The organism is Marinomonas sp. CT5, assembly GCF_018336975.1.
Taxonomy (GTDB): domain Bacteria; phylum Pseudomonadota; class Gammaproteobacteria; order Pseudomonadales; family Marinomonadaceae; genus Marinomonas.
This window is the reverse complement of record NZ_CP025572.1, coordinates 1,908,486-1,926,961: the sequence shown is the minus strand read 5'-3', so window position 1 is coordinate 1,926,961 and position 18,476 is coordinate 1,908,486. Positions and strand designations below refer to the sequence as shown.

Here is an 18,476-nt window from a genome sequence, read left to right as displayed (position 1 = left end):
AACTTGGGATTCTTTTTACGCGCCTGAGGTGAGACGGTCATACGCCATAAAGCATCTCCGTCACCGTATTCTTCGACGACCTCATACACAGTATTACTGCGTTTAGGTATCAACCAATGCCGCTCATTGCCTTCATCCATTAAAGTATGCATTAGATTGGCACTCCAGAAGTTCCGGTCTAGCAATGTGGTGCTGCGATCAGGAATTTTATCGAGCATGGCTTCTGCCAAAGGTGTTTCAGCTGTTTGATAGTTGCCCACTTGAGCATCTAAAATGACATGGGAATGTGTATTCATCAGAGCGACACAACGTAGTAGCGGATAAGCACTTTGTTTTACGGTTGCGTTGCTGGCACTACCAAAATGCGCTTGTAGGTCGGGCGTGTCAGGCGTACGAAAAATAACCCCATCCATAGCGAAAACTTGTAACCCTTGCCAATCATCCTGAGCAAATCGTTCATTAGCCCAATGCTCAGAAGAGAGCCCTTCAGAACATATATTTAATCGTCTAGCCACTTCCTCAATCGACTCATCTCGAAAAAGAGCCATACCTAGGACCAGCCAAAGAACTTGGTCTTCAGGTAATCGGCGGCGCCTAATAGTTGCTTTTGAAGAAAGCGTTAATGCCGATTCAATCCATTTAACAGGTATGTTTTGAGTGAAAGTTGAATGATTCGAGAAGGAATGAAGTTCATCAATACTGAGTAAGAGCTGTTGAATAGACACAAAAAAATCCGATTAAGACATGCTTAATCGGATTTTCTGAGGCTGTTCAATTAAATGCAACCCTTAAGTGAACAGCATTAGGCAATGGAGCGTTTTTCTCTGCCAGCCACTGGAACACAGACTTTATTTTGCCATGACCTGCCGGAAAACTGAGTCCAAACTCTAATAAAATAGTACCTATTCGAGACATGCAGGCTGTTCGCTCTTTGATATAGCCCGAACGTATTTTTTGAATCACCGAGATCACTTAGGCCGATTCTGTTTTGATACTCACAAAACGCATGTTAGGCCGCATCGCAGCTTCTGCAATGGCGTCCGCATCAATGTAGTCATTTTTATTGGTCTTTACGTAAGGTTTTACGTACTGAGGAGGGATGAGTTTGACCTCATGACCAAATTTTTGACACTGACGTGCCAGCCAATGAGAGCCTCCGCAAGACTCCATTGCAATAATGGTTGGGGGTATATTCGCAAGATGTTCTACCAACTTAAATCGTGTAAGTCGTTTTCGATATTGTTCTCGTCCAGCATGATCATGAGCAACAAGATGAAAAGAAGATTTGCCTAAATCGATTCCAATAACTTTAATAGTAAACATGATGATTCGCCTCTTTGTTTAGCCACCCTCTAAGCATAGCTAAGAGGTGAGGCGGACCATCTAATTAAATCCGATTAAGAAAGCTTAATTGGATTTAATTAGGCTATTCAATTAAATTCAACCCTTAAGTGAACAGCATTAACCCGTAGGTCGCTTTCGAATCGATAATTTTAAAATTCACTTTCTTGAGGCCTTTTCAGGCAGTCGCGAGCAAAACTAATTACTTGTAAAGCATCTCCCCACGCATTGGCGCGAGCACTTTTAGAACTTTATTTTGTTGCGGATAAGTAAGGCCTGCTTTTTTCATTGCGTTAACCAATAAGTCGACTGTGGTATTAAAGTCTGTCTCATTGATGTTTTGTCCTTGATGTACTTTCAACATAGTATCGCCGGTATAAGTACAAGGGCCACCCGTGTCTACACATAGATGCTCAATGAATTTTTCGCGAAACCGAGTGATATTGGTTTTTTCAAAATAACGATAGATATCTTTGTTAAAACTAATTTCGTCAATAAAATTATCGGTAATGGCTTCGATTGTTGGTTTACCACCAATCTCGTCATATAAACTTTGTGGCGCTTTGCTTGGTGCTGCACACGCAACTAAAAACACGCTAAAAGATAAAAATGCTGCTTTTGCTAGGTTTACCATAAGTACCCCGTCATGGATAAATAAATGCCTGTTTGATCTTTCTTGGTGGCAACTGTACCTAAATCGACATAAGCCGCGGTGAAATTAACATTTTTGTTCGGCATATAACTGACAAAAACATCTTTCCAGTCATCTTCTTCTACACTAGACAAGTTGCTTGGTTTCTGACGATATTCCATCCCTACTACCCAGTTAGGTGACAGGAGCAAACCGACACTGCCTTCCATCATCACTTGGTAATTGTTGTTGTCTGGGCCACCATACCCTAGCAACCCCATTTCATTGGCTTTAGTCGCGCGAGCAGTAAGGTTCCACACTAGGTTGTAACCGCCAACGGCTCCTAAATGCACTTTGGTTGCCGCCACATAAAAATCCGTTCCACTGTCGTCTTTAGCGCCAAGGTAAGATGCAACAAAATCACTGTCTAACTGCTTATGTTGCAAACCAACACTCACTTGAGGATACGCTGAGTAAATCACATCACCGTATAAGCGTACTTTTAGGCCAACCACATCTTGTTTAATTTGCTCCGAAGCAAGACTTAATCCAGTTATCAAAGAAGCAGGTAAAACAAACGTTTGCTGGGCGTAGCTCAATTCGACCCTGTCATAAAAGCTGGTTGCCGCACCAATGGAGCTCAATCGATAATCACTGACATTCACATCCGTCATAAAAAACGATGCTGCGGTTTCATCGCGACTATCGTAACCAGCCAAGGTCGCCCATGGAACCAGTCCACCGCCACCACTGCCTTCCACTTGAGAAAGCCCAGCCGTCGCCAAAATTTTACCATCGCCCGCTATACTTGGCGTAGCCAATAAAGCACTTATACTGGCCCCTAATACTATTGTTACTACTCTATTCATTCACTTTCCACTCAATTGTCACTGTAACGAGTCTTCATTTACTGAAATTTATTTTGACCATTTCTTTTTGCCAAAACCTTTATGCATATTGTGATCCATGGTTTCAATCGGCGGTATTAAATCTAATCTAACAGTTTGTTCAACATCACTGTTAATGTTGGCTTGTTCTACTGTATTGATACCCTCTATCAGTCTTTCACTCCAAATAGAAACCGTATCTCCTTGTTTGGCTGGCAAGGTCACTTTTCCATCTTGATCCGTCATGACACTAAAAACATTATCAGCCACAATAATATAACCAATCATGTCATCGTGTATGTTACAACCAAGAACGACCAATCCAGGTTTGTCGAACAAAATAGGCGGTATCTCAGAACCTTTGTAGAGTTTTATTTCAAATGTTTTTGGTTTTGAAAAACTATAAACATGATGACGAATATCATCACTATTAGGAAAACTTACATATTGCCCCTTTTGCACAACCAACACACGAGGCACAAAAGATTCATCAATCTGATCCATTACCGCAACAGTATTAGGCGTTTCAACTTTGGAGCCAGCAAGGGTTATGACCGCATCCGTTACGGGCAAACCGTTTTGATCCAGCACGGTTAAAGTCATATCGGCCCAGGCATTTTGCAATCCGCATACGCAGATTAGAGCCAGTAGATAACGTATCATGTATTATTCCCCTTCATTAAAAGACCCTTCTTATGAAAGAGCTTTTGATTTAATTATGTTGGTCATACTATGGTTACAGTAAAATAAGAAGAGATCATTATACTTTCTGTAAAGCTAATACAGAGTAGTGCAAATACTGCTAACAAGGAATCAAAACCATGCGCGATTTAATAGAAACCATATCCTACAAAGAGACGGCAGATGCGCATATTCATCATCACACACAAATTGTTTTACCACTCTCTGGTTGTCTTATCTTAGATGTTGAAAATCATCAGCAAGCAGTGCAATTTGGCCAAGCTTGTATGATTTCTTCCAATCAAGCGCACACCCATTTAGCAAGAGAGAATAATCACTGTCTAATACTAAATGCTCTTCCTGTTTGGGATAGCCAAATTGAAAGCCAACAGAACTTTGTCGAACTTAACGATCAAGCCAAGGCATATTTACCTTTTTTAACAAGTTTAATTGGCGATACTCAAGATCCACTAAAAACACAACAAGCACTTAATTTACTGGAACACTTACTTCCCATTCCCCAAGCCCAAATTTATCAAGCGAACACACGCCTTAATAAAGCCAAACAACGTTTAGACAATGATTTTCAATTACCTTGGAGTGTTGCGGAATTGGCTCATGATGTGCATTTAAGCCCAAGTCAGTTGACGGTTTTGTTCAAACGCCATCTTGGTATGACACCAAAACAATATTTGCAACAGCGCCGTTTAACTGAGGCTAAAATGTGGTTGAGGTCGAGCAATAAAAATCTAGACTTTATTGCTCACAAAGTGGGAATTAGTAATGCAAGTGCCCTAGTAAAGTTATTTACACAACATTTTGACATTACACCAGGACAGTTTCGCAATAACTCATGGCATTAATTTTAGTTATTCTGCCGTTTATCGATTAAGCGGCCGTCTTTCATGAAAACACGATCAATCTTCTTCGCTAATTTCTAATGCCATTTCCCAATTACGAATAAACCGTTTTTGCTTAGCGTAATCTCGACCCACTAAGAGCTGCTGATCTAACTCTATCTCACCTGTTGGTCCAGGCGCATTGACCACATAGGGATCATTTGGGTTGGTATCTGGCTGTATAGGAAACAATAAGCCTTGGGTCTGCATCATTTTTTGCGCTTTATCAGACAATAAAAAATCCAAAAAAACGCCGGCATCTTGTATGTTTGGCGCGCCTTTAGGAATCAAAGCTACGCGCATCAACATTAACGTATAATCCTTCGGCAAAATCATTTTTAAACGGTCGTCATCTCGCGCCCTTTGGGAAGCATAAGACCCTAATAAGTTATACCCTAAAACTAATTTCCCCGATGCAACGTCATCGATAATATCGTGAGTACAACAATACGTTTGCACATCATGACTTCCAAGGGCTTCCAGTAATCGTCCCCATGTTACATCCGCTTGGCGTGCATCTTGACTCGCCAATAAGTACCCCACACCACTTTGACGAATATCATAAGTGCCAATACGCTTAGTCATGGCTTTTTCATTTTGTCGAATCGTCTGCAACAGGGATTGACGATCTTCGGGTAAATTGCCGGGAAAAGCCTTTTTATTGGCTAACATAACAATAGGTTCAAGCGAAAATGCAAACAGCTGATTACGCCATTTAAAACGCTCAGATAATTGATCCGTCACACCAGACTGATAGCTTTGTGCATAACCATCATTGACCAACTTTAACTGCAAATCCATAGCACTACTGATCACCAAACTCGCTATCGGTTTCTTTTGCTCTTTGATAGTCAGATGGTAAAGCTCTAGTGTATTCACATCGCGATAAGCCACACGAATATCAGGATGCAAAGTAACAAACTCAGTCAAAATAGGCTCAAACGACGCTAAATCCATAGCCGAATTGATATTCAAAACTCTTGGTGCATCATCCTTACCAAACCAAACTGGATCGGCAGCCAACAAACTAATTGGGCTACCGCAAACAAAGATAGCCAACCAGAATACAATCTGTCTCATGCGATATCTCCAACCCATTTAAGCTTGGCAAAATCCACTTGAAAAGTAGTGCCTTTAGGCTCTGTGTCCAATATTTGAATTCGTGCAGAATGGTGATCCACAATATCTTTAACCATAGCTAGCCCTACACCACTACCAGCAATATCATATCGACCACGATAAAAACGCTCAAACACACGCTCTTTTTCGGTATCAGGAATGCCATCACCATAATCAATCACTTTAATTCGATAAAAGTGATCAAACTCACTAACTTGCACAATCACTTCTGTAGCATGAGTCACATCAACACCACTGTAACGTACAGCATTCTCGATAAGATTTTGCATCATTTGTTGGATCGCAAAACTATCTCCTAAAATCAAGCTTTCATTTAATTCGCAATCTAATGACAAATACACACCTTGATGAAGGGCAGTAACAGCCTGCTCTCGACAAGAGGCAGCGATAGGCTCCAGCAAATTGATCGTTTCTAATCGATGGGTTTGTAGTCGATGAGAAACGACGGCTTGATTAAGTAATAACGTAACTGTTTGGCTTAATGCGTCACACTGTCGAACAATATTTTCCAGTACCTGATGCTGTGTTTGAGGCGACGTATTATCACGAGCATTTTCAGCCAATGCCCTTAAACTGGCGAGCGGCGTACGAAGCTGATGTGCCGCTTCTGCCGTGTAGTTCTCCAATTGTTCAAGGTTAGTTTGCAAGCGTTCCATAAAATGATTGATGGCAACTTTAAGATGATGCGTTTCTTTCGGAGTATTAATATCAATGGGAGTCAGATCGCCAATGGCTCGCTCTTCGAGCGCTCGTTCAATACGATGCAGTGGCCTAAGCACTAAATGGCTCCCAATAATTATCAAGGTAATCGCAACCAAAGCAATAAAGGCCACCACTTCAACAGCTTTTTGAGTCACTGCCGCTGCCATTTCCTCTCGGGACAATCGTGTTTGACCAAGAACAATACGAACCGTTTGCGCTGTTTCCGCATCGGTAATACTCCGCTCAATCCAAGCAAATCGGACAATTTCGCCAGAGTATTCTTGATCATAAAACTGGATTTTATCTAAAACAGGCGGCTGAGGAGGGATACTATTTAAATCATGATAGCCTGTAATAAAGCCTTTCTCTAAGCTTTCTACTTTATAAAAAACGCGGTCTTCTTCTGCCTGGGCCAAAGTAGCAAACGCCGACCAAGGAATATCAATACTGACTTCATTGCGCATCAAACCGACATTTTCGTCCATTTGCAGCAAAGCACTCCGCAGCAAGCGATCATAAGATAAATCGGCGAGTTTCTGGCTATAGTCAAAAATCAGATTAATTGCCAGCGCGGCAATCACGCCTATCACCAATACCCCTGCGAGAATAAAGCGAAAGCGCAAAGATGGCGCTTTCGCTAAAGCGCTCTTTTCCTCTTCTTCACTGAGATTTCGATGGTTTGGCGATTTCTGCCACATAACCAATTCCTCTGAGGGTATTAATGGCTAAATCTCCTTTGACCATTTTTTTCCTTAAACGCCCGACATAAAGCTCGATGGCATTGGGACCAGGCGTCTCGTTAAAATTAAAAAGATGATCCGTTATTTCATCTTTACTCAACACTCGACCAAGATGACCGAGGAAGATTTCCAGTAAGCGAAACTCACGGTTAGTGATCGCGGTCAACTCACCGTCAATAAATACCTGACGACTGTCCCGATTAACAACGATATTCCCGTGCTCAGTCACATTAGCGGCATAGCCTTGTTTGCGTCGTAATAAGGCTCGGCAACGAGCTTCTAATTCACCAAAATCAAAAGGTTTAGTTAGATAATCATCGGCACCGGCATCCAATAATCGTATGCGGTCTTCTATTTGATCTCGAGCCGTTAGAATTAATACTGGTGTGTCATCATCACGCTGACGTAGCTTTTGCAGAAGTTGAAGCCCAGATAAACCGGGTAAATTAAGATCCAGTAAAATCAGATCGACAGGTTGATACTTCAAGAGTTCATCCGCTCTTTTGCCATCTCCGATTAAATCAACACCATGCCCTAAACTGGTTAGTCGCTCGCAAATCGCTTGCCCCAAGACCAGAGTATCTTCCACTACCAGAATTCGCATAACTTTTAGCCATTATGTTTTTTTATTATAAAAACGACAAAATTCGAGCAACCTAAGTTACTCGAATTTTGTGCTTGCATTATGAATAGTATTGCAGGGCTTTAGCTTATTTAACAGCTTGTTTTGATTTTGCCATTTTCGCACGAATAATCGGGCCGACAATAATAGGTAAAACCAAACCAAGGATAGCAACAGTCCACAAACCAATACTCAAACCACTATTGAAAAGTACCGACCAATCGCCATCAGAAAGCACCAATGCGTGACGAAGGCTCTTTTCCATTTCAGGTCCAAGCAACATACCCAAAATAATAGGCACCAATGGAATATCCACTTTACGGAAGATATAACCCAAGACACCGAAGCCAACCATAAAGTACAAATCTAGGGCACTATGGCTCACAGAATAAATACCAACAGATGCAATCAAAGTAACAATCGGCATTAAGTATTTGGGTGGAATACTCAACAACTTAACAAAGATCCCTACCATTGGAATGTTTAGAAGCAACAACACAAGGTTACCAACAAACATCGCCGCGATAACGCCCCAAACGAGTTCCGCATTTTGTTGGAACAACATTGGACCAGGAGAGATATTTAAAGAAATGAGCATTGCCAGCAACACAGCGGTTGTACCACTCCCCGGTACACCAAGCGTCAGCATAGGAACAAGCGCACCAGACGCCGCACCATTGTTACCTGCTTCTGGAGCCGCCACACCACGTGGATCACCTTTACCGAATTCACCTTTATCGGATACGCGTTTTTCTAACGTGTAACTGATGAAACTGCCTAAAGAGGCACCCGCTCCCGGTAAAACTCCAGCAACAAAACCAAGTACCGCGCCGCGGAAAGAAGCAGGAAGTACTTTAATAATGTCTTTCGCCGATAATTTAAGCTTATTGATGGCAACTTGTTTTAAGCCATCACCAGCGTGACGCTCTAAGAAGAACAACAACTCACTGATCGCAAATAAACCAACAATCGCGATAATAAAATCAACACCTTCAAACAACTCTAGGGTATTAAAGGTATAGCGCTGAACACCGGTTGAAATATCAATACCAACGGTCGCAATCATTAAACCGATCGCCGCCGCCATCAAGGTTTTAAATTGGTTTTTACCCGTAATACCACCCAGCGTGGCAAAGGCTAAAGCAAACAAAGCAAAGTATTCAGAAGGACCAAATCTTAAGGCGAATTTCGCTAGGATTGGCGCAAGAATAACTAAACCAATGGTGGCAATTAAACTACCGATAAAAGAAGCGATTGCCGAAATCGCCAAGGCTTCTGCGGCCTTACCTTTTAAAGCCATAGGATAACCATCTAAACAGGTCATCATGGCTGGCTCGTCACCCGGAATATTCAATAGGATGGACGAAATACGGCCACCATACATGGCACCAGCATACACAGAGGTCAACAATATGAGAGAAGAGGTAGGTGATAAACCTAAACTAAATGCCAATGGAATTAAGATCGCCACACCATTAGCAGGACCAAGTCCTGGTAATGCACCGATCAAAGTCCCTAATATGGCACCAATAATCGCAAACATAATGCTTTCCGGCGTTAACGCAACCGCAAAGCCTTGCATTAATAAGCTCATAGTATCCATATTAAAACTCCAATAGACCTAGAGGCAGTGCTAATTCAAGCACATTATTGAAAAGGAAAAAGATCACCACAGAACTAGTCACACCCGTGATAAGGCTCTTAGTAATACTTGCTCCCATCCGCCAACTTAAAAAGCTCACAACCAGAGCGGCAGACGGCATAAAACCAATTGGCTCGATCGCCCACGCAAAAGCAAGCATAGAAAGAACGACCACACTCAGTTCAACTAACATGGCCACTGGCGCCCACTTCTCGTCAGGATCAGGACGAACAATCATATAGATAGAACTAATACCTAAAATGATGGACAGCATGATAGGAAACGTTTCAGGTCCGACACTTTCGTGTCCACCAAAAGGAATGGGGAATTGCGTTGCTTCCCAGCCGTACGCTACGGCAAGAATCAGCATCAGCATGCCAAACACACGATCGTTAATACGCATGTTGTTGCTCCATGTTAATAAATAAAGAGGTGAAAAAGTCAAAAACAGGAGAGGTCACTTGTCAAAACAAATGCCCCTCCCAAAAGCGGTCTGAGGTTATTTAATTAGACCGATGTCTTGCGATAAGATTTTGATATCTAAAGTTTGGTTTTTTACGAATTGAGTAAAGTCGGCACCAGACTTATGGAATGGCATCAAACCATTTTTTGTCATGATGTCTTTCCACTCTTTAGTGGTGTACAACTCATTCATGGTTTTTACCCACCAATCATAAGAGTCTTTGCTAGCATTACCTGGCACATAAAATCCACGCCAGTTAGGAGCGACAGAATCAATGCCCTGCTCCATGGCAGTTGGAATAGAATCAAATGGTGCAGGTAGACGTTCTTCTGAAAGTACCGCTAATACACGCAAGTCACCAGAATCCATGAAGCCTTTCACTTCTGAAATATCGCCTGTGAAGGCATCTACGTGACCACCAACGACTTGAACTAACGCTTCTGAACCACCACTAAATGCTAGGTAACGAATTTTTGGTAAATTCTCAACATGCGCTTTCTGTGCTGTCATCAATACTTTCAAGTGATCCCAACCACCTGACGCACTACCACCGGCAAATTTCACTGCGCTTGGGTCTTTTTTAAGTGCCTCAAGAACTTGTTTAAGAGAAGTGTATTTTGAATCTTTACCGACAGCGATAATGCCGTAGTCAGCACCTAAAGTACCAACCCAACGTACTTGGTCAGCGCTCATACCTGGGAATTGGCCTTGAGCTAGGCGTGTTGTGGTTGCCGTACTGGCAGCAACAATGAGGCTATCGTCTTTATCACGTTTACTGACAGTGTGTGCGAACGCAACACCACCACCCGCACCAGACATATTGACCGTCTGTACGTTACCAGTAAAGTATCCTTCATCGACTAAAACTTTGCCAACACTACGGCAAGTAAAGTCCCATCCACCACCTGGGTTAGCTGGCGCGATACATTCAGCACTGCGAGCTGGTTCGAAGGCGTAAGCCTGTCCAGCAATGGTTAACGCCGCAGCGCTAGAAATTAGAACAGACTTTAAAGAAATGGTTTTAAGCATGGTTATCTCCTGCTTGTTATTTTTTTTGTTGTTAGCGTTTCAAGCTCTAAAAAATCTTTATATGAACCTGAGTCTTCAAACCATAACGTTCAAACCTGTCACCACCCTGTCAAAGGTCAATTTTTCTTACTTATTTGTAAAAACACTTACCGCCTTTTGACAAACCTTTGTCTACATAAGTCATTTTTTGATTCAGTTTTTCTACCCACGATATTTTATAAAAGCGATTCTCGTAGCAAAAAACACACTATTAATTGACAATGCAAGTCACGCATTTTTGACAACACAACACCTCTTTAAAGGAGATAAATTATGCACAAGATTAAATTGATTTAGGACATCAACATCGTTATGACATCTCACAACCCCAAAGCTACCCTTATTGGCAGTATCGCTATTCTCTTGTGGAGTAGCCTTGCTCTTTTCACCACCCAAGCTAACCTTGTACCGCCCTTGCTACTACTTTGCCTAACATTCGGTGTGGCAAGTTTATTGTTCTTTATCGTCTATTTATGCAAAGGCGAGTTAAGATCTTCTTGGTCCAAAACACCTACTAGCGCCATTGTCATGGGCGGGCTTGGATTTTATTTTTACCACTTCTGCTACTTTTACGCGTTTCAACATGCGCCACCCGTAGAAGCTGGACTGATTGCCTATCTGTGGCCATTGTTAATCGTCTTGATGGCAGGAATGACCAAAGGCAACACACTCTCTTGGACGCATTTAGTCGGTGCCGTCATCGCCTTTATTGGCACTGGTATCATGCTGCAATCGCGGGCATCAACAAGCACGATAGAAGTAAACACGATATATGATTGGACAGGATACGCCGCGGCATTTGCTTGCGCCTTTATTTGGTCAAGTTACTCCGTGGCAAACCGACGCTTTCAAAGCGTGCCATCAAGCGCCGTACTTTGGTATTGCCTTGTTACCACCATACTGGCCGGGCTATCACATTGGATGATTGAAGCCCCAAATACAGCCACATCGCTGGACTACCCCGCCAGCACTTGGATTGCTGTTTTAGGCCTTGGTTTCGGACCTGTCGGCATTGCATTTTTCTGTTGGGACTTTGGCGTAAAAAAAGGCAACTTATCATTACTTGGCGTGCTGTCTTACACCGCCCCTGCACTCTCAACCGCTTGGCTTGGGCTTTTTACCGATGCCCAATTAACCACAGGACAGATCATTGCTTGTCTGTTAATAACGGCTGGTGCCCTATTCGCCAGCTTAATGCCCAATAAAAAAATGCCTTCTACTTACAGTGAAGCAGAAGGCATTTAGTTTTATTTATAAAGAAGCAAGGCACCCAAACAGTGCCTTGCTTCTTTAACATCTTGGATTAAGCCACCTGATAAAGAGTGCGAGGTACACTCTGCAAATAGGCCTCCATTTCCGCCATGCCGTTTGGCTGATCTACTTTTACGCCCAAATCGCGCATCGTACTGCCAAACGCATGCAAAGTACGGAACAAGTTGTGCTCACGACACTGCTCACCCATTTGTCCAATACGCACGATTGGCTGACCAAAGGAACCCGCAATTTCTACTCGATACATTTCGGAAATATGTCGACAAATTTGCCCCGCGGTTAAGCCTTCAGGAATATTTATCCCGACGACAGAATTTAAGCGTGACTCAGATGGAATAAACAACTCCAACCCCATGCCTTCAATCCCTGCCTGCAAAGCCTTAGAGCAGCGCAAATGCCGAGCAAAACGATTTTCGAGCGTTTCATCACACACCAACTTCAATGCCTCATGTAACGCCATAATGCCAGAGACAGGCGCCGTGTAATGATAACCATCGTTATGCCAAAAGTTTTCTGCAAGCTGAGCATCGAAACACCATTGTGCCGTCGGCTTAGTGCGATTTTTCACCGCCGCCCACGCTTCGTTTGAAAACACCAGAAGCGACACACCAGGAATGGATGACAAACCTTTCTGACCACCCGTAATCACCACATCCACTTGCCACTCGTCCATTTTTAGCGGCATGGTACTCAAGGTACAAACGGCATCCACTACCACCAAACAACCGTAAGACTTGGCGATTTTAGTGATTTCTTCTAAAGAGTGATTAAACACCGTATTCGATGTTTCTCCCTGAACTAGAGTTAATACTTTAGGGCGCGTTTCTTCAATGGCTTTGCGAACACGCTCTGGGTCAGCCGCCTCATGCACACCAACATGAAATTCATGTACATCGGCACCAATACGCGTTGCCATTTCCGCCATACGATGGCTAAAGAAACCATTATTAATGCATAAAATACGTTCGCCCGGTTGCAATAAATTGGCCACCGCCATTTCCATTGCCGCCGATGCTGGTCCCGCCACACCAAGAACCCATTTAGACTCTGTTTGAAATACATAACGCGCCATTGTTTTCACCTGACCAATCACTTGTGCCATGACACCACCTAGGTGGTTGATTACCACCGAATTGGCCTTAGCAACACGCTCTGGAATAGGAACAGGGCCTGCGCCCATCATTAACAAAGGTTCGTGAGGAAGAATTTCGTCTAAAGTTTTCACCTGGGGACGTGGAATACCCATTGGCGATGAAGCAGTCATTTTATGCAGCCCTATGTTAGTAATGATTAAAAAAGTGCTCAGAGTCGAAAAAATATCACTAGAGTAAAACGCAAGTATTTGCGCTTTTGCAGTAGAAAATATCGTGATTTACGTTTTAACAAAATATTATTTTGAAATAGTACAATATCCCTATAAAAAATGAGAGGCAGTAGAATGAAAAGAGTGTAATAAACCACAAGCTTTCACTTTCGCCTTAGATCTGACTGGTTTCTATTTCCACAAGCAGTATTTTTTACTCTGTGAAATATCGGTTAACTGTGCGAGAGAGGAATGAATTGTGCGATAATGCGCGAAATTCCCTATTCAGGACCGTGTTATGATTACTTGTGGTATCGAAATTAAAGGCAGCGAAGTCATTCTTTGTCTTATGTCTAAACAGGACGGGCTGTTTCAAATTCCAGATTGTCGCCAGACTCGACACACATTGAACAACCCAAACGACAGTGAAAACGTACGTAAATTTCAATTTACGATGAAGAAACTCTTTGAAGACTACAAAGTAACCAGAGTCGTTATACGTGAACGCCCTACCAAAGGTAAATTCGCAGGTGGTGCAGTAGGCTTTAAAATTGAAGCGGCACTACAATTGATTGATACCGTTCAGGTGGATTTATTCAGCGGCGCAAAAATAAAAGACATCATTCAGCACAACCCAATGCCGATTCCCTTCAAAGCCACGGGTTTACGTGCCTTCCAAGAAAGTGCTTTTACCGTGGCGTACGCGGCGCTTTCTGAATACATTCCTGAAGCGTAAGTATAATCCTAACGGAAAGGTGATAGAGCTATTGCTAATTGGTCGTCACTTTGCTTAACCGAGAGTGACGACTAATTCTAAGATAAAAAATTAAAGGCGCGATACCCAATATTCAGGAAGTCGGGAGTGATGCGCAACTGCAAAAATAACAATACCTTAATTATCTTGGCGATACACAATAGAAAAGGGAAATCGATTTACAAATACTCGCTTAGTACTTTTTGAGGCGGATGATCCAGAATCAGGAAAAGCTAAAGCCCTAGCTACAGCATCTTCAACTTCTTGAGCAAAAGCCGCACCAAGACCAACCTCTTGCTCGTTGTAATACATCACTTCTTTGAGAAACTCTCGCCTTGCAGGCGCAATGAACTTGGCTTTCATCACTTAGTAGAGAGCTTCGCTTCCGCAAACACATCCTCTGCAGCATACGATGATAAATCGCCACGATCATATGCAGCAACACGCAGTTCAATCTCCTGACTCCACGCGGCTTGAATGTCTGCAAGAGGCTCATTAAGTGACTCCAGCATAAACTCAGCTAACTTAGCCCTTTCCTCTGGACTCAGGTTTAATGCCTGCTCTCCGATTTGTTTAAGTGAATTATTCATAATCCTCTCCTTTGCTTCCCTCAAAGTCTACACTCGATATTGATCCATGTAGAGTGTTAAAAATACAATAAAAAAAACACGGCTGAAGTGTCCATTTTTTGTCTACAACCTATTTCACTTTCCATCGGCCTTCGTGAAAAGCGCTTTAAACAACGCCTCTGATTTCGCCAGCCCTTCCTCGGTTAATGTCACCGATTTAGATTTGCCAACTGGATTATGAATATAACCCTTCTCATGCAATCGATTGGTTATACTCCAGTCAACTTGCTTCCAAGCATGCCCCAAATCATCATGCAAAGTAAGGTAAAAAAAAGAGAGGGCTGCGTCATCGATTTTGTCTTCATCTATGTCCACAGTGGTCTCCTTATTAAGTAGAGTGCTAAAACACTATGCTAACTAAACACGTCCTTCAAGCACCTTATCTGAGCAATGACTCATCATTTAAGAATACGATTAGTAGCTTCATATTGAATGACTAGCGGTGAATGCAAAACGTTGCATTGATATAACTGGTTTTCAGACGTGGGTGGCTTGGTAAATTATATTACCTAAACTAACCTAGTTTCGTTTAGTGGTATGAATTTTCCAAGATCCCCACATTAAAGATTCAAAGTTTCACTTAAACTTCTAAACAGGCGCTGGCATTTTCCCGCTCACGCTTTTCCATAAACATTTGCTTATAAGATTGGGTTTGCAAAGCGGATGAGGTTAAGCCAAAGCGTTGGGCTAATTTTTCCAGCTCCACTTTGTAGGTAGATAACATTGACTCGTCATCCGTCATAATGGCGAACTCGGCGAAGTCACCAATCCCTTCCAACGTATCGACTGTAATATGAAATTTATCGATAAAATAAATGCTACGGACTTTTTTCGTTTTCAGCACAACCTCGTAGCCCATTGTTTTCAGCATACTCATGGCGTTGGCTGCATTGGTGATATTGGTCGCTTCGCACCGATCAGGCTCTGGGCCTTTAACAATCCATAACTTAATGTCTGATGGCTCCATGATGCGAATAGACACACTTTTGCTTTGTGCTGCTAGCTCGCCATCTGAGGTATCAAAGTGCCAGTCTGATTCTATATTATCTTGAAGCATTATTTCGTGGGGGATGAGACTTAGTGTCTGCATGAATTCGGTTTTAGATTGAAGTCGATATTTCAGCTCTACTTCATACCGTCCTTGAAAATGCGCTTGGCTCATACACTACTCCTTCGTACAAGGGCAAATAAATACGCTAAACCACAACGGGGTTCCGCGCTAAACGTTTAAATGGTCAATCAGGATACCAACCAGTCAATGTGACGACTAGACTCGTTCTAGAGCCTTATAAGGTTCTTGAGGCAGTTGGACTGAAATATCATCACCAATCTGAACCAGTCCCCCCTCCTCAACCACCGCCATAATTCCAGCTTTACGCACTAACTTACCGTCCGCATCTGTATCAAGCACCGCTTTGGTTAGTCCCGACTGATAATTGTCTAATTGAGCACAGGGATTTCTAAGACCAGTGACTCTAAGAACAACCCTAGAACCTAAGGTTAAGCGCGTATCTTGCGGCAGCGAAAGTAGATCAATTCCACTGGTCAAAACATTTTCACCAATAGTGCCCGCTTCTACATTAAACCCTGAAGCTTGCAGCTCTTGAATTAATTCAGAGTGGACTAAATGAACTTGGCGCAAATTAGGCTGTGTAGGGTCCGCTTTTACACGCGAACGATGCTTAACGGTAACACCACAATGCGCATCGCCTTCAATACCAAGACCTTTCAAGAACAACAATGAATCCGTCACTTCTTTTGAAAAATTATGCGTTGAATCCTTGCTTAAAGACACGACTTTCACGATACCTCCTTGGCACAAACAACATCAACAACCCAACTTAGAACGAAAATAGAATATGTAAACATCAACAGGATGACTTTCTTTCCAAGACGAATAATAAGGTCGGTGTAAGTTGAGTGGCGTGTGAACAAACACATACACCAACTTATTGGTTGTTAATGCTATTTTTTACAATATCGATATCTGGCAAATTGCTCAAAACCTCATCATAAGTTTTATACTTTCCGAGAACATCCACTACAACTGGTAGTGGTGAATGCCAAATTTCTGAAAAATCCGATTCATTGGAATCAACGATAGGGAAAGCCAGCTTTTCAGTAGGAGGAGTAAATTGAGCATTAACGCCCTCTTTGTTTCCTCTTGCATCTATTCTGTACCAGCCAAAGTCATTCAAATACACCGCATTTAAACCATGTAGACAATACGGCGCACCATTTTCATAAATACTTAGGCGCTGATAACACAACCCCGCCGGAATACCATTTGCTCTCAGCAATGCGGCCAAAAGATGACTTTTTGCATAGCAATAACCTGTGCCCTGTTTCAAAACATCAGAAGCGGCACACGTAACCGGGTTTAACTTGTAATCTGAACTATGTTTTATGTTGTCACGAACCCAGACAAAACAAGCTTTGGCTATCTCTGCGTCTATCTCTTTATTGCTAGCAATGCGTTTTGCTAACGACACTATCTCAGGCGTTTTCCAATCAATGTATTTTGATGATTCTAGATATTTTTCCATTTACTCTACCAAAACAATATTTGAGCAACGCCAGCCATCAAACCTAAACATTGCCTCTTAAACACTTTGTTAACACCGACTATTTTCTTGATGGCTCGTGCCTTTCGTACCTGGGTAAATCTATGTCTAACTCTTCCCAGTTGCCTTTTGAGGAGATGAAGTTATGAGAGATTGGACGTTCAACGATATCACTGTCGATTACCCCTAAACGGATTCTTAACTTATCTGGCTTTGCTGAGTTTGAGCTATAGATTGGCACACCGCATGTCGAACAAAAGTATTTCCGCTTCCCCTCACTACTTTCGTAATACGTAAGAGTGCTTTTTGCGTCGTTAAGCTTGAGGTCTGACGTGTTCACATAACCATTGGTTGCAAACGCACTGCCACTCGCTTTTCGACACAGTGAGCAGTGACAATAAATAGGATCTGTAATTCCACCATGCAGCTCAAACTGGATAGAGCCACACAAACAACGGCCTTTGTACATTTCGCCTCCGTGGGAAAAGAATTGATATTTACTTAACACCCGTATAACAGGCGAAGTATCAGCGACGTCCAGCCCGTAGGGCGATTTTTAATGCGCTTGTCATGCATTGGCTACGCACCCACCTTCTTTTAGTACGCGGGTGGTAGAGGCCGGGTTGTTTTTAAGTGCAGCTACAGGGCGTATTGGCCGTGACACTAAGTTCCCTGAGCAATTGGGACAGATATAATTAAGCACACCCTCAGCACACTCAGCGCAAAATGTGCATTCAAAAGTACAGATTACGGCCTCTGACGATTCAGGAGGCAAGTCCTTATCACAGCACTCACAGTTTGGTCGAAGTTCTAACATAAGCTTACCTCCTTTTTAGGTGCATAGACATAATGACTCCCCACGATGCTAGCCTCCAATTCCGTGGGTTAGTGTAAAACCAGAGCCATAATTAGTGTGTCAACAACTAAATCATGGAGGCTAGCATGATTGAACATAGCATAGTTTTTATTGGGTTGGACACTCATAAAGAGTTTATTGAAATTGCCTATATCGAGGATCAGCGCGGAGCGACACCTATTCATTTCGGGCGTATATCAAGCTCTAAGGTGGCTATCAAAAAGTTTGCCCGCCAATTTCAAGCTAAGTATCCCTCTGCCACACTCCATTTTGTTTATGAAG

General features: G+C 42.6%; 22 protein-coding genes and 2 pseudogenes. 4 read left to right on the top strand and 20 right to left on the bottom strand.

The features are described from left to right. The 5 genes and pseudogenes from C0J08_RS09015 to C0J08_RS08995 all read right to left on the bottom strand — a co-directional run. Positions 1 to 725: transposase domain-containing protein (locus C0J08_RS09015; RefSeq protein WP_212655807.1), on the bottom strand; the 725-nt coding region annotated here is incomplete at its 3' end. 79 nt (positions 726 to 804) lie between these two features. Then, positions 805 to 1,323: pseudogene (locus C0J08_RS09010) on the bottom strand (IS110 family RNA-guided transposase); the annotation flags it as partial. Positions 1,324 to 1,543: 220 nt separating this feature from the next. After that, on the bottom strand, positions 1,544 to 1,975 hold the full coding sequence (locus tag C0J08_RS09005; protein ID WP_212655806.1) for a group I truncated hemoglobin: 432 nt from the start codon (positions 1,973 to 1,975) through the stop codon (positions 1,544 to 1,546). After that, the gene (locus tag C0J08_RS09000; protein WP_212655805.1) at positions 1,969 to 2,841 is read right to left on the bottom strand and encodes a DUF3034 family protein; all 873 of its coding nucleotides are present in this window, start codon (positions 2,839 to 2,841) and stop codon (positions 1,969 to 1,971) included. The genes C0J08_RS09005 and C0J08_RS09000 overlap by 7 nt, the downstream gene beginning before the upstream one ends. 48 nt (positions 2,842 to 2,889) lie before the next feature. Further along, complete coding sequence (locus C0J08_RS08995) at positions 2,890 to 3,522, bottom strand: methylamine utilization protein (protein WP_249344602.1); 633 nt, start codon at positions 3,520 to 3,522, stop codon at positions 2,890 to 2,892. A gap of 158 nt (positions 3,523 to 3,680) precedes the next feature. On the opposite strand from C0J08_RS08995, the gene C0J08_RS08990 reads away from it, so the two are divergent. Further along, on the top strand, positions 3,681 to 4,403 hold the full coding sequence (locus tag C0J08_RS08990; protein WP_212655804.1) for a helix-turn-helix transcriptional regulator: 723 nt from the start codon (positions 3,681 to 3,683) through the stop codon (positions 4,401 to 4,403). Between the two features lie 54 nt (positions 4,404 to 4,457). On the opposite strand, the gene C0J08_RS08985 is transcribed toward C0J08_RS08990, so the two are convergent. From C0J08_RS08985 to C0J08_RS08960, 6 genes are all read right to left on the bottom strand, one after another. Beyond that, entirely contained in the window at positions 4,458 to 5,519 is a 1,062-nt protein-coding gene (locus C0J08_RS08985; protein WP_212655803.1) for an ABC transporter substrate-binding protein, read from the bottom strand. Next, positions 5,516 to 6,979, bottom strand: a complete 1,464-nt coding sequence (locus C0J08_RS08980; RefSeq protein WP_212655802.1) for a sensor histidine kinase — start codon at positions 6,977 to 6,979, stop codon at positions 5,516 to 5,518. Before C0J08_RS08980 ends, C0J08_RS08985 begins: the two co-directional genes overlap by 4 nt. Beyond that, positions 6,942 to 7,625 carry a response regulator transcription factor gene (locus C0J08_RS08975; protein WP_212655801.1) on the bottom strand — a complete coding sequence of 228 codons (684 nt, stop codon included), beginning with the start codon at positions 7,623 to 7,625 and terminating at the stop codon, positions 6,942 to 6,944. The genes C0J08_RS08980 and C0J08_RS08975 overlap by 38 nt, the downstream gene beginning before the upstream one ends. A gap of 106 nt (positions 7,626 to 7,731) precedes the next feature. Next, a complete protein-coding gene (locus tag C0J08_RS08970) occupies positions 7,732 to 9,246 on the bottom strand; it encodes a tripartite tricarboxylate transporter permease (RefSeq protein ID WP_212655800.1) in 1,515 nt (504 codons plus the stop codon). A 1-nt stretch (position 9,247) separates the two neighbouring features. Continuing rightward, positions 9,248 to 9,688 carry a tripartite tricarboxylate transporter TctB family protein gene (locus C0J08_RS08965; protein WP_212655799.1) on the bottom strand — a complete coding sequence of 147 codons (441 nt, stop codon included), beginning with the start codon at positions 9,686 to 9,688 and terminating at the stop codon, positions 9,248 to 9,250. A 96-nt stretch (positions 9,689 to 9,784) separates the two neighbouring features. Continuing rightward, positions 9,785 to 10,777 (bottom strand): Bug family tripartite tricarboxylate transporter substrate binding protein, encoded by a 993-nt coding sequence (locus C0J08_RS08960; RefSeq protein WP_212655798.1) that lies wholly within the window; start codon positions 10,775 to 10,777, stop codon positions 9,785 to 9,787. Between the two features lie 351 nt (positions 10,778 to 11,128). Between C0J08_RS08960 and yddG the strand changes: the two genes are divergently transcribed. Next, on the top strand, positions 11,129 to 12,061 hold the full coding sequence (gene yddG, locus C0J08_RS08955; protein WP_212655797.1) for an aromatic amino acid exporter YddG: 933 nt from the start codon (positions 11,129 to 11,131) through the stop codon (positions 12,059 to 12,061). A gap of 58 nt (positions 12,062 to 12,119) precedes the next feature. Here yddG and C0J08_RS08950 read toward each other — a convergent pair whose 3' ends face one another. Continuing rightward, positions 12,120 to 13,352 (bottom strand): pyridoxal-phosphate-dependent aminotransferase family protein, encoded by a 1,233-nt coding sequence (locus tag C0J08_RS08950; RefSeq protein ID WP_212655796.1) that lies wholly within the window; start codon positions 13,350 to 13,352, stop codon positions 12,120 to 12,122. A 337-nt stretch (positions 13,353 to 13,689) separates the two neighbouring features. Between C0J08_RS08950 and C0J08_RS08945 the strand changes: the two genes are divergently transcribed. Further along, positions 13,690 to 14,127 carry a DUF3010 family protein gene (locus C0J08_RS08945; protein ID WP_212655795.1) on the top strand — a complete coding sequence of 146 codons (438 nt, stop codon included), beginning with the start codon at positions 13,690 to 13,692 and terminating at the stop codon, positions 14,125 to 14,127. Positions 14,128 to 14,283: 156 nt separating this feature from the next. Here C0J08_RS08945 and C0J08_RS08940 read toward each other — a convergent pair whose 3' ends face one another. The 8 genes from C0J08_RS08940 to C0J08_RS08905 form a co-directional block, all read right to left on the bottom strand. Then, positions 14,284 to 14,508, bottom strand: coding sequence for a hypothetical protein (locus C0J08_RS08940; protein WP_212655794.1), 225 nt, complete (start codon positions 14,506 to 14,508; stop codon positions 14,284 to 14,286). After that, on the bottom strand, positions 14,508 to 14,735 hold the full coding sequence (locus C0J08_RS08935) for an addiction module protein (RefSeq protein WP_212655793.1): 228 nt from the start codon (positions 14,733 to 14,735) through the stop codon (positions 14,508 to 14,510). Before C0J08_RS08935 ends, C0J08_RS08940 begins: the two co-directional genes overlap by 1 nt. Positions 14,736 to 14,849: 114 nt before the next feature. Further along, positions 14,850 to 15,089: a DUF6429 family protein gene (locus tag C0J08_RS08930; RefSeq protein WP_212655792.1), complete on the bottom strand. Its 240-nt coding sequence runs from the start codon at positions 15,087 to 15,089 to the stop codon at positions 14,850 to 14,852. Positions 15,090 to 15,354: 265 nt separating this feature from the next. After that, positions 15,355 to 15,936, bottom strand: a complete 582-nt coding sequence (locus C0J08_RS08925; protein ID WP_212655791.1) for a class IV adenylate cyclase — start codon at positions 15,934 to 15,936, stop codon at positions 15,355 to 15,357. A gap of 105 nt (positions 15,937 to 16,041) precedes the next feature. Then, the gene (locus tag C0J08_RS08920) at positions 16,042 to 16,578 is read right to left on the bottom strand and encodes an MOSC domain-containing protein (protein ID WP_212655790.1); all 537 of its coding nucleotides are present in this window, start codon (positions 16,576 to 16,578) and stop codon (positions 16,042 to 16,044) included. A 145-nt stretch (positions 16,579 to 16,723) separates the two neighbouring features. Next, complete coding sequence (locus C0J08_RS08915) at positions 16,724 to 17,320, bottom strand: transglutaminase-like domain-containing protein (RefSeq protein ID WP_212655789.1); 597 nt, start codon at positions 17,318 to 17,320, stop codon at positions 16,724 to 16,726. A 79-nt stretch (positions 17,321 to 17,399) separates the two neighbouring features. After that, positions 17,400 to 17,807, bottom strand: a complete 408-nt coding sequence (locus C0J08_RS08910) for a GFA family protein (RefSeq protein WP_212655788.1) — start codon at positions 17,805 to 17,807, stop codon at positions 17,400 to 17,402. 99 nt (positions 17,808 to 17,906) lie between these two features. Further along, positions 17,907 to 18,155 carry a DUF1272 domain-containing protein gene (locus tag C0J08_RS08905; protein WP_212655787.1) on the bottom strand — a complete coding sequence of 83 codons (249 nt, stop codon included), beginning with the start codon at positions 18,153 to 18,155 and terminating at the stop codon, positions 17,907 to 17,909. Positions 18,156 to 18,280: 125 nt separating this feature from the next. On the opposite strand from C0J08_RS08905, the pseudogene C0J08_RS08900 reads away from it, so the two are divergent. Beyond that, positions 18,281 to 18,476: pseudogene (locus C0J08_RS08900) on the top strand (IS110 family transposase); the annotation flags it as partial.